We start from the raw sequence: 11,747 nt of genomic DNA on the forward strand, positions 1-11,747 counted from the left end.
GTCCGGCTGCCCTACTTCGCCAGCAGCGGCTGGATCTTGGCGCAGACGCCGTCCAGGACGGCCTTCACGTCCGCGTCCGGCTTCCACAGCGGGTCGAGACCGGCGCGGACCTGCTGGCTCAGCTCGGCCTGCCCGGCGTGGTTGGGCTTCACCACGCCGCTGGTGATGCCGTCGATGACCACCTTCTGCAGCTGCTCCGGCTTGAGCTTCGGGTTCGTCTTCGCCAGCGTCTCCGCGGTGAGCTGCGACTGCCGCGGCGGGGGGAAGAACTGGGCGAGCTTCTCGGAGTTGGTGGGGTTGGTGAGGAAGGCGAGGAAGTCGGCGGCGGCGTCCGCGTGCTTGCTCTTCTTCAGCACGCCGATGCCGGCCTGCCCGACCACGGCGTAGTCGCCCTTCGGGCCGGCCGGCAGCGGAGCCAGGTCCCAGGCGAAGCCGTCGTCCTTCAGCAGCGAGGCGCGGGAGATCTGGGTGACCGTCATCGCCGCGTCCCCGGCGAAGAAGTCGGCAGTGGTCCCCGGGCCGGGCAGCGCCTTGTCGGTGAAGATCGCCTTGTGCAGGGCGGTCATCGCGTCGACCATCTCGGGCGCGGCGAAGCCGCAGGACTTGCCGTCCTCGCTCCACGCCTGGGCGCCCCAACCCGTCCAGAAGGTGGAGAGGTTGTCCCAGCCCTTGTAGTCGAAGTCGCGGATGACCAGGCCGGCCTTGCCGGTCGTCCGCTGGGTGGCGCCGGCGGCGGCGAGCGCCGCGTCCCACGTCCACTGGCCGGCGGCGATCAGCTCGGCCGGGGTCTTCTGCCCGGCCTGCTTCAGCAGGTCGGTGTTGACGAAGACGCCGAACGGCGAGGTGGAGAAGGGGTACGCGTAGAGCTTCCCGCCGTCCTGCCAGAGCTTGAGGGTGGCCGGGGAGATGTCGTCGTACTGGTAACCCTCGGCCTTCTTGAGGGTGTCGTCCAGCGGCAGCAGCGCACCCGAGGAGACGAAGTCCGGGGCGGAGTTCTCGAAGATCCACGCCATGTCGGGGGCGTTGCCACCGGCGATCTGGGTGGTCAGCGTGGTGGTGTAGTTCTCGAACGGCAGCGGGTCGAAGGTGATGGCGCTGACGTCCGGGTGGTTCTTGCGGTACTCGTCGGCGATCTCGTTGAGCAGCTTCAGGTGCGCCTCGTTGGCCGACCAGACCGTCATCCGGAGGTCGGCCGGGCCGTCGGAGCCCTCGTCACCGCCGCCGCAGGCGGAGAGCGCCAGCACGCCGGCCAGGGCCGCCGCGGCGAACCGCAGTCCCTTTCCTGTTTTCACGATCATCTCCTCACCGGGGGTTGTCAGTAGCCCGCGATCGTCGGCCAGCGCAGCTCCACGCCGGCCGCCGAGATGCGGTCCTGGAAGTCGGCCAGCAGGCGGGGGGTGCTGCGGACCGCGCGCGGGGACTCGCCCCGTGCCAGACAGAAGTCGGCGAGCAGGCCGGCTACCTCGCCGACGTTCCACTCGACCGGGTGCAGCCGGTAGCTGCCGTTGGTGATGTGCGTGGTGCCGATGTTCTTGCCGGCCGGCAGCAGGTTCTCCACCCGCTGCGGGATGAGCGCGCCGAGCGGGATCTCGAACGGGCAGGAGCCGACGTCGATGTAGTTGTCTCCGCCGGTGGACGGGTGCAGGTCGATGCGGTACATGCCGACGCCGACCGAGTCCGGGTAGTGCACCGCGCCGCGCTCACCGCGTACGGCGAGGGACAGGTCCTGCTCGGCCACCGTGTACTCGGCGCGGATGCGCCGCGCCTCACGGATGTACGGCGCCTGAGCCAGGCCGTCCCGGCTGCCGGTCACGTCGCCGCGCAGGCGCAGCCCCGGGAAGCCGGTCCCGCCGTCCGGTCGGGGCGCCTCGGTCTGCAGCCAGTACAGGACCGAGAGGGAGAGCTCGCGCGCCTTGGCCAGGTGCCAGGACGCGTTCGGCACGTCGATGACCGGGCCCTCGAAGTAGTCGATCATGGGCCAGTTCACGAGGGTGATGTCGCTGCCGTACGCCCCGGTGGTGAAGTTGCGCCGGGCGGCGATGCGCCGGAACGTCCACAGGTTGCCGTCGCCGGGATTGAGGCGCTGGTCGGCGTTGACCGCCAGCGGGTCGTCGTCCGGGTTGGGGGTGAAGCTGCGTTCGACGATCTCCAGGGTGCGCGGGTGGGGGGAGCGCCAGGAGAGCAGCCGGTCGCCCCAGAAGTCGGGCTTGTAGTCGCGCCAGAAGTCGTAGTCGGCCGGGCGGTCGATGGTGTGGTCGCCGTCGACGTGGTCGATGGCGAAGCAGACCGAGACGGCCTGCATGTTCATCGGCTGCGCCTCGGCGGGCGCGTTCGGCTCGCCGGTCTGCGCCTGCGACTCGAAGCCGGTCACGTACTCGGTGCCGGAGAGCGGCAGCAGGTCGCCGGCCTCGGTGGCGTCCAGCACGTACGGCGCGGTGAGGTCGATCTGCTCGTCGCGATCGCGGTGCGCCACGGTGACACCGACCACCTGGTCGCCGTCGGTCGCCACCGCGACCGGCCGGTACGGCTGGAGCACGGTGAGCCGGCCGGCGCCCCGGTAGGGCGCGAGCATGCCCTCCAGCACGGCGACGGCGACGCGGGGCTCGTGGCAGAGCCGGCTGACCCAGCCGGCGCCGGGGTTGAGGTCGGTCCAGGCGCGGGAGCGTCCGGTGAGCGGGTAGTGCCGACGGTAGTAGTCCCGGATGCCGTTGCGCAGCGCCCGGTAGCTGGCGGTGGCGCCGAACTGCTCGATCCAGGAGTGCTCGTCCGGGGGTACGGCCTGGCTGGTGAGCTGCCCGCCGAGCCAGTCGAACTCCTCGGTCAGGATGACCGACCGGCCGGCGCGGGCCGCCGCGAGAGCCGCCGCGACGCCGCCCAGCCCGCCACCCACGACGAGGACGTCCGCACGCATCTGTACCACTTGCTTCCTTCCGGTTGCGCGGTCGCCGCTCACGGGCGGTCGACCGCCGGTTCAGGGGCGCCGAGAGTGGCGCCCTCGACGAGCTCACAGGGCAGCAGTCGCTGCTGGACACCGCTGGCGCTACCGTCGATGACCCGGGTGAGCACCTCGACCGCCTGCCGGCCCATCTCCTCGCGGGGGATGCGGAACCCGGTGAAGGCCAGCTCGGTGGGGACGGGGACGGTCGGGTCGCCCAGGGTCAGCAGCGACAGGTCGCCGGGCACCGAGAGCCCGCGCCGCCGCGCGGCTCGTTCGAGCGCCACCGCGGTGGCGAAGTCCTCGACGAAGGCGACCGTGCTGCCGTCGGCGAACAGGTCGTCGAGGACGGCTTCGGCGTCCGCTGCGGTGGCCGGGCGGTGCCGGGCGCTCTCCGCGGCGGACGCGGTCGCCAGGTATCCGCGCCGGCGGTCCTCGGAGGACTCGGCGTCGATGCCCATGCTGAGGTAGGTCATCCGCCGGTGCCCGCGGGCGATGGCCAGCTCGGCGAGCCGGCCGACGGCGGTGGCGTAGTCGGCGCCGACGTACGGCACCGGGCCGCCGGCGTCGTCGCGCCGGCCGACCGCCACGTACGGGTAGCCGTCGCGGTTGAGCCGGTGCAGCTCGTCGGCGTCGATCTCGCGGCCGAGCAGGAGGCAGCCGTCGGCCAGGCGCAGCCGGTTGTCCTGGTGGAAGATGCGCCGCCGGCCGTCGATCACGGGTGCGCTGGTGAACAGGAGCAGGTCGCAGCCGACCCGTTCGGCGTACTCCTCGATGCCGAGCAGGAACGGGTGGAAGAAGTCCCGGCTGCCGCTGGGGAAGGCCGGCTCGTAGGTGAACACGCCGATGATCCGGTTGAAGCGGGAGGCGAGTCGGCGAGCGACCGGGTCGGCCGCGTAGCCGGTCTCGGCGATCACGCGCAGCACCCGGTCCCGGGTCTCCGGGGCGATCCGCACGTCGGCATCGGCCCGGTTGTTCAGCACGAGGGAGACCGTTGCCTGGCTGACGCCGGCCAGCCGGGCGATGTCACGTTGAGTGACGCGGCGGGGGGTTGCGGTCACGGGAGTCCTTCCGGCGGCGCTAATACGCATTAGCGCTCGGTGTAGGGAGGACTCTGGCCGCCCTGCCCGTCGGGTGTCAAGAGGGTGACGGCAGATTTCCTGGAGATGAACCCGCAGGAGTAATGCGTATTAGCCGAATCGTGACCGACTGAGCGGCCGATCAGTGACCGGTTGCCGGCGGATTCGACCGGCCCTCTTGACAGGGGCGGCCGGTGGCGAGCAACATTCGAGAAACATGATCGCTAATACGTATTAGCACGTCGGGGTGGCACCCGCCCCGGCGCACCCCCACCGCTTCAATCTGACTGAGCGTCACTCCCGTCCCGGTCCTCGTGGGTCGGGAACCCCCGGACCGTCCACAGTGCCCGTCCGGCGACGACCCGTGCCCTCGGATCGCCGCCGGCTCGCCACGTCCGGCCGTCCGCACCGGCCGGCCTCCGATCCCGTCCCGAGAAGAGGAAGAGGCATGACGAGAACCCGCCGTACGGCCGCCGCGCTCGGCGCCGGCCTGCTGATCGCCGCCGTCGCCGGCACCCCCGCCGCCGCCGACGCCCCCACGCTCGACTTCCCGCACTTCGACTACGTGGGCACCGCCTTCGACAAGGCCGAGCTGACCTACAACCCCACCGGCGAGTTCATCTTCCCGAGCGTCATCCGCGCCGCCGACTACTTCCCGAACCCGCTCGGCACCTACTACCTGTACTACGCCCCGCACGAGCGGCCCGGCGGCATCGCCCTGGCGTACGCCGACTCGATCGACGGCCCGTGGACCGAGTACGCGGCGAACCCGCTGATCGGCAACACCTGGCTGCCGCACTACCCGACGGTCAGCCACGTCTCCTCACCGCACGCCGTCTGGATCGAGGGCGAGGGCAAGCTCTTCCTCTACTTCCACGGCGAGAACTCGATCACCCGGTACGCCACCTCCACGGACGGCATCCACTTCGACTACGGCGGCACGGCGGTGAGCCGGGACGCCAGCACGGGCGGCGAGACCTCGTACGCCCGGGTGTTCGAGCAGGCGGTGCCCCGGCTCGGCAGCCGTTACCTGATGGTCTTCATGGACAACCCGACCGCCGCACCGCCCGGGCCGACCGGCCCGGTGGCCCGGCGGATCCGCTGGGCGGTCTCCCCGGACGCCCGCACCTGGACCATCCAGCCCGAGCCGCTGGTCACCCCGCAGGGTGACGAGGGCGCGAACGCCTCCGGCCCCTTCTTCCTGCGCTGGCAGGACCGCAACCTGGTGATCTACCACGCCGCCGACGGCAACATGCACGCGGTCGACGTGGGGGAGAACTTCGACCAGGAGCTCCACCTCGGCGTCGTGCACGACTCGATGACGGCCGCCCCGGATCTGGGCCGCTCCGCCGCGCCGACCTTCTACTTCGACGGCCGCAGCGCGCACATGTACTACGAGGCGGGCGGCCGGCTCACCGCGACCATCGGGCACGCCGTCGCCACCCTGCCCGAGCCGCTGCCCACCCGGCAGCTGGACTGCACCGTCGACCGGCCGGTGCTCTGGCCGCCGAACCACAAGCTGGTCGACGTCGCCGTACGCGTCGACCTTCCCGACGGGGTGCTCGGCCCGAACGCCTTCACGCTCACCGGCGTGACCGGCGGCGACGCCACGGACGTGCACGGCTTCACCACCGGCACCCCGGACACCACCGGCCGGCTCCGCGCGGAACGGGCCGGCAACGGCGGGGACCGGGTCTACACGCTGACGTACGCCGGGCACGACGAGATCGGCCGGCCGGTCGGCTGCACGGTGACCGTCACCGTGCCGCACGACCGGGGGCACTGAGCCCTGACCCACGTCTGATCCACCATCGGGGCGGGCGGCCGACGACGGCCGCCCGCCCCGATGGCTATTTCGGTTGCCCGCCCACGTCGCTGCTGGTCGACTGGGCAGGTAACCGCTACCGATCGAGAGGAAACCGAGATGCGCGCTGCGTTCATGTCCGACCACCTGGGAATGCTCATCGACCCGAAGGACATGACGCTTCGTGACAACTCTCAACGTCGGGATCCTGGCGCATGTTGACGCCGGCAAGACCAGCCTGACCGAACGCCTGCTGCACACCGTCGGCGTCATCGACGAACTCGGCAGCGTCGACGACGGCACGACCCGTACCGACAGCCTGGCGCTGGAGCGACGGCGCGGGATCACCATCCGTTCCGCCGTCGTCTCGTTCGTCGTCGACGACGTGACGGTCAACCTCATCGACACGCCCGGCCACCCGGACTTCATCGCCGAGGTGGAACGCGTCCTGGACCTGCTCGACGGCGTGGTGCTCGTGGTCTCCGCCGTCGAAGGAGTCCAGGCGCAGACCCGGGTGCTGATGCGTACGCTCCAGCGCCTGCGCCTGCCGACAGTGCTCTTCATCAACAAGATCGACCGGTCCGGCGCGGACCCCGACCGGGTGCTGCGTGACATCGCGGACCGGCTGACGCCGTCGGTGGTGGCGACGGGTCGGGTGCGGGCGGCGGGCACCCGCGAGGCGGATTTCGTGCCCCACCGCGACGGCGACCCGCGGCTCGTCCGGCGACTGCGCGACCTGCTCAGCGCAGGCGACGACCGGCTGCTCGCGGAGTACGTCGAGGACGAGGGTCGCCTCACCGGTCCGCGGCTGCGCGCCGCGCTCGCGGACCAGAGCCGACGAGCAGTCGTGCACCCGGTCTTCGCCGGCTCCGCGATCACCGGCGCCGGGGTGGCGGCGCTGATCGGTGGCCTCACCGAACTGCTGCCGGTGGCCGGGCCCGACGCGGACGCCCCGGCGTCGGGCACGGTGTTCAAGATCGAACGGACTCCGTCCGGCGAGAAGGTCGCCTACGTGCGGATGTTCGGCGGCACGGTCCGGCTCCGCGACCGGCTGCCGGTGGGCGAGCGGGTCGTCACGGTGACCGGGATCCAGGTGTTCGACCGAGGTTCGACGGTACCCGTCGACGCCGTCGACGCCGGACGGATCGCCCTGCTGCGCGGCCTCGGCGACGTCCGGATCGGTGATCGGGTCGGCGTCGCCCGCCCCGGTGCGCCGGCCCGGCACTTCGCCCTGCCCAGCCTGGAGACCGTCGTGGTGCCCGAGCGGGCTTCGGACCGGGCCGCCCTGCACGACGCCCTCAGCGACCTGGCCGAACAGGATCCGCTGATCAACGTTCGGCGGGACGCCACCCGGCGGGAGATCGCCGTGTCACTCTACGGCGAGGTGCAGAAGGAGGTCGTCGGGGCGACTCTCGCCGACGAGTACGGCCTGGTGGTCACGTTCCGGGAGACGACGACCGTGCACGTCGAACGGCTACGCGGCACGGGAGCGGCGGTCGAGCTCATCGGCGTGGAGCCCAACCCGTTCCTGGCCACCGTGGGGCTGCGGGTCGCGGCGGGCAGCCCCGGCAGCGGGACCCTGTTCCGGCTCGGCGTCGAACTCGGCTCGATGCCTCCGGCGTTCTTCGCCGCGGTCGAGGAGACCGTACGGGAGACGCTGCGCCAGGGACTGTACGGCTGGCAGGTCCTCGACTGCGTGGTCACCATGACGCACGCCGGCTACTGGGCTCGGCAGAGCCACGCCCACGGCACCTTCGACAAGAGCATGTCCAGCACGGCCGGCGACTTCCGGAACCTGACCCCGCTCGTGCTGCTGGCGGCGTTGCGGGAAGCCGGTACCCGGGTCGAGGAGCCGATGCACCGGTTCCGGCTGGAGGCCCCGGGCGATCTCCTCGCCGCCGTGCTGCCCGTGCTGGCCCGGCTGGACGCGGTACCGCACAGCACGGCGGCCCAGGACGGCTCGGCAGTCGTGACGGGCGTGGTCCCGGCGCGGCAGGTGCACGCCGTGGAGCGCCGGCTGCCCGCGTTGACCAGGGGAGAGGGGATCTTCGAGTCCACCTTCGACCATCACCGGCCGGTCCGGGGCGAACCGCCCCGGCGTCCGCGCGACGCCCCGGATCCCGGCGACCGGAAGGAGTACCTCCTCGCCGTCAACCGTCGGGTGAACCGGCACGGGGAGCGTTGATGCGGCCCGGCCGCCCGCCGTCGGGCCGGCCCGCCCCCGGCGTTGTTGCCCTACGATGCGGGCGTGGCGGATGTCGATGCGCCGACCGCCGTCGACGCGGTCTGGCAGCAGCAGGGAGTCTGGTCGCGGGCGGCCGGGCGGGCGCAGGGTCGGATCATCCGAGGCCGTCGCGCGGTCGCCGGGTTGACCATCGCGGCGGCCGTCGCCGGGACCGCCGCCGCCCAGCTCGGCGGGGTGCAGGCCGGCGTGAGTCGCGTCCTCGCGGTGCTCGCCGCCGTGGCGCTGGCGCTGGTCCCGGTGGCGGCCCGGGCGACCGGGCGGGAGGCGGTACAGGCGTGGACCCGGCTGCGGTCGGTCTCCGAGGCGCTCAAGGCCGACGTCTACCGTCACCTGGCCCGGGTGGCGCCGTTCTCCGGGCCCGAGCGGGACGTCGTGCTGCTGCGCCGGCTCGACGCCCTGGTCGACGACGTGGGTGACCTCGTCGGGCTGACGGTGGATCTGCCGCTCCTCCGTCGACAGCTGCCGACGGTCGCCGGCGTCGACTCGTACCTGACGCACCGCCTGGTGCAGCAGGTGGAGGCGTACTACCTTCCCGGCGCGCGGCAGATGGCCCGTCGAGCGGCCCGGATCCGGCTGGCGACCACCGCGCTGACCGTCGTCGGGGCGGTGCTCTCCGGCGTGGTCGGGGTGCTCGGTGACGGTCTCGGGCTGGCCGCCTGGGTGGGGGTGGTCGCCACGGTGACCACGGCGCTGGTCGGCTACGGCGCGGCCCAGCAGTTCGAGGCCCACCAGATCGAGTACGCCCGCACGGCCGACCAGTTGACCCGGCTCGGGCGGCTGCGCCGCGACGGGGCCGGCTGGTCCGACGACGACGCCTTCGTGGCCGAGGCGGAGCGGATCATCTCGGTCTCCAACGAGGCGTGGATGGCCAGGACCCTCGAGGAGGACGGGACCGCGCACCGCTGACGTACACCGCCGTCGGTCCGAATTCGACGGTCCCGCCGAGGGATTGACAGAACCTGTTGCGGCGCTGAGGATGATCTCAGTTCACCGACCGCCACCACGTCATCACCAACCCGTGACGCTGTCGCACATTCGGCGATGCGCGGCGTCCACCCCGGCGGTCGGCTTTCCCCACCACCTTTCCCGTTCACCGTCGTGCGCCTGGTCACCGCAACGGCCGCGCCCGACTCGCCGGATGGAGCCGCGCACCCCGGGCGTGCCCCTCGGCAATCACCTTCGGCCTCCCGGCCGAACAGCCAGAAGGGCAGAGAACATTGCCGTACCCCCTGTCCCCGAGGTGGCGACGCCGCCTTCCCGTACCGGTGGCCCTGGCCGCGGCGACGGCAGTCGTACTGCTGGTCGGCCCGGCCTCGGCGGTCACGCCACAGGCCACCGCCCCCGCCGAGGCCGACCCGATCGCCGGGCAGCAGGCGAGCGTCGTCGAGGTGCTGCTCGACGGCACCGCGGAGCTGGACGCGCTCGTCGCCACCGGCGTCGACCTGGACCACCACGTCGAACGCACGGAGACCGGCGTCGTCGCGCAGGCCGTGATCACGCCGAGCGAGGCCGACCGGTTGACCGCCGCGGGCTTCACCCTCGGTGAGGTGCTGCACCGTCCGGCGGACGCCCGCGACCGCGTCGCGGAGCGCGAGGCGACCATCGCCGAGCACCGGTCGGAGAACCGGGAGTTCGCCGCCACCGCCGGCGACCCGACCGCGCCCGACGCCTCCGACGTCAAGATCATCCGCGCGGACTACTACACCTCCGGCACCGGCCAGGTCCTCTCCGTCGAGGCGAAGTGGGCGCAGGGCCAGACCGCAACGAACACGCTCACCGTCGAACGGGACAGCGGACCGGGCACCGCCATCGGCTCGGGCGGCACCCAGACCATCTCCCGCTTCGTCGACGCGGGCGTCTACCTCTACCACCGGGGCGCCGCGGCGGTGACCAGCCGCCCGCAGTACGTCCGGATCACCAGCCCCACCGGCGACGTCGCCGTCGCGAAGGTGCAGGAGTGGCTGCCCACGCCGCGGACCGACCCGGAGGGGCCGGGCTACCAGAAGGACTTCGTCACCAGCTACCAGACGCCGACCGAGCTGTACGCGCGGATCCAGCAGCTCGCCGCCGAGTTCCCGAAGCTGGCCGAGGTCGTCGAGCTGCCGTACAAGACCAACGGCTACCGTCGGCACGCCCAGGCGGTGCTCGGCGCCGCCAACGCCAGCCGGGTCGCGGTGGACTCGCTCGCCTGGGGTCACGAAGGCGGCAACGACGTCTCCGTCGAACTGGCCGACCCGGGCACCGGTAACGCCGCGCTGGGCGTGACCGTGACGGGCAACGCGATCCGCGTCAACCTCGCCACCGACGGTACGGGCGCGGTGATCAGCACCGCGGCGCAGGTGGCGGCGGCGCTGAACGCCAACGCCGGGACGCTGGTGCGGGCGTACACCTACCGGGGCAGCCCGGGCGACGGCGTGGTCGCCTCCGCGCCGCGGACCCAGCTCACCGACGACCTGAGCGCCCCCGCCTCGGTCTCCCGCGACCCGCACCCGGTGTACGCGATCCGGATCGGCAAGCACCGCGACGGCTCGAAGCTGGGCGTACTCGCGTACGCCCAGGAGCACGCCCGAGAGTGGGTGCCGCCGCTGGTCACCATCGAGACCGCCGAGCGGCTGCTGCGCAACTACGACCACGACGGCCGGACCAAGCAGCTCCTGAACGACCTGGACATCTGGATCGCCCCGTCGATCAACCCGGACGGCGGCCACTACTCGTTCTACGACTTCAACTCCCAGCGCAAGAACATGACCAACCACTGCCCGACGACCGGGGCGGCCGACTTCCTCGGCCGTGACTCCTGGGGCGTGGACAACAACCGCAACTACACCGAGTACAGCCTCTTCGACGGCTACTCGGGCGCCTCGTCGAGCTGCACCAGCGGCACCTACGCCGGCCCGAGCGAGCTGTCGGAGCCGGAGAACCGGAACCTCGACTGGCTGGCCTCCCGGCCGAACATCAAGTTCTCGATGAACCTGCACTCGTCGGGCAACTACTTCATGTGGTCGCCGGGCGCGTACGCGTTGCCGGACCGCACCTCGGCGCCGCGCCCGTCGCTCGCCGACGAGTCGTTCTTCTGGGGCGCCTCCTCGCGGATCCTCACCGCGATCAAGCAGCACCGGAACATGGCGGTCACCCCGGCCCGCACCGGCCCGATCTCCGACGTGCTCTACTCGGCGGCGGGCAACTCCGGCGACATGCTCTGGTACAAGTACGGCATCTACGCCTGGAACTTCGAGGTCGGCACGTCCTTCCAGCCGGAGTGGGACGAGGCGCACGCCGAGGCGATGGAGTTCTCCAACGGCCTGGTCGAGCTGATGCGGGTCGCCCGGGACTTCGAGTCGGACAAGAAGCGGCCGACGAGCACCATGAACGTCGCACCGAGCTCCAGCCCGGGCATGGTGAACGTGACGTTCGACGTCTCCGAGCCGGCGTCGGTCTTCTACACCCTCGACGGCGCCAAGCCGACGTACGATTCCACGCTCTACGGTTCGGCGGGCATCCGGGAGGGCGGCGAGACGCTGACCGTCCCGGCCGGCACCGAGGTCCACTGGTTCTCCGTCGACGCCGCCGGGAACGTCGAGAAGAACTACCGTCCGGACGGCAAGGGCAACAACTACCGCAAGGGTAAGGCGGTCCTGCCGCGCAGGTGACCACAGCCGTACCACGACGGCCGCGGCGCTCCCT

The 11,747-nt window shown here is 71.9% G+C and carries 7 protein-coding genes; 4 read left to right on the forward strand and 3 right to left on the reverse strand.

The features are described 5' to 3' along the window. Nucleotides 1-11: 11 nt before the first annotated feature. From D7147_RS25295 to D7147_RS25305, 3 genes are read right to left on the reverse strand one after another with little or no spacing between them, the layout of a single operon-like run. Nucleotides 12-1,292 (reverse strand): ABC transporter substrate-binding protein, encoded by a 1,281-nt coding sequence (locus tag D7147_RS25295; protein ID WP_233563413.1) that lies wholly within the window; start codon nucleotides 1,290-1,292, stop codon nucleotides 12-14. A 23-nt stretch (nucleotides 1,293-1,315) separates the two neighbouring features. After that, nucleotides 1,316-2,911, reverse strand: a complete 1,596-nt coding sequence (locus tag D7147_RS25300; protein ID WP_120681931.1) for an FAD-dependent oxidoreductase — start codon at nucleotides 2,909-2,911, stop codon at nucleotides 1,316-1,318. A gap of 38 nt (nucleotides 2,912-2,949) precedes the next feature. Next, the gene (locus D7147_RS25305) at nucleotides 2,950-3,996 is read right to left on the reverse strand and encodes a LacI family DNA-binding transcriptional regulator (RefSeq protein ID WP_120681933.1); all 1,047 of its coding nucleotides are present in this window, start codon (nucleotides 3,994-3,996) and stop codon (nucleotides 2,950-2,952) included. Between the two features lie 466 nt (nucleotides 3,997-4,462). On the opposite strand from D7147_RS25305, the gene D7147_RS25310 reads away from it, so the two are divergent. From D7147_RS25310 to D7147_RS33440, 4 genes are all read left to right on the forward strand, one after another. Continuing rightward, nucleotides 4,463-5,800, forward strand: coding sequence for a glycoside hydrolase family protein (locus tag D7147_RS25310; RefSeq protein WP_199734264.1), 1,338 nt, complete (start codon nucleotides 4,463-4,465; stop codon nucleotides 5,798-5,800). Between the two features lie 202 nt (nucleotides 5,801-6,002). Continuing rightward, nucleotides 6,003-8,003 (forward strand): elongation factor G, encoded by a 2,001-nt coding sequence (locus D7147_RS25315; protein WP_120681935.1) that lies wholly within the window; start codon nucleotides 6,003-6,005, stop codon nucleotides 8,001-8,003. Between the two features lie 63 nt (nucleotides 8,004-8,066). After that, nucleotides 8,067-8,969: a DUF4231 domain-containing protein gene (locus D7147_RS25320; RefSeq protein WP_120681937.1), complete on the forward strand. Its 903-nt coding sequence runs from the start codon at nucleotides 8,067-8,069 to the stop codon at nucleotides 8,967-8,969. Between the two features lie 311 nt (nucleotides 8,970-9,280). Then, a complete protein-coding gene (locus D7147_RS33440; protein ID WP_120681939.1) occupies nucleotides 9,281-11,713 on the forward strand; it encodes a M14 family metallopeptidase in 2,433 nt (810 codons plus the stop codon). The last annotated feature ends 34 nt before the right edge of the window (nucleotides 11,714-11,747 follow it).

The sequence above is a fragment of the Micromonospora musae genome, from assembly GCF_003626545.1.
Lineage (GTDB): Bacteria > Actinomycetota > Actinomycetes > Mycobacteriales > Micromonosporaceae > Micromonospora > Micromonospora musae.

Excerpts from the sequence above, each read along its gene's own strand:
- D7147_RS25310 (WP_199734264.1), top strand. The coding sequence starts at position 4,463 with ATGACGAGAACCCGCCGTACGGCCGCCGCGCTCGGCGCCGGCCTGCTG.
- D7147_RS25300 (WP_120681931.1), bottom strand. The coding sequence starts at position 2,911 with ATGCGTGCGGACGTCCTCGTCGTGGGTGGCGGGCTGGGCGGCGTCGCG.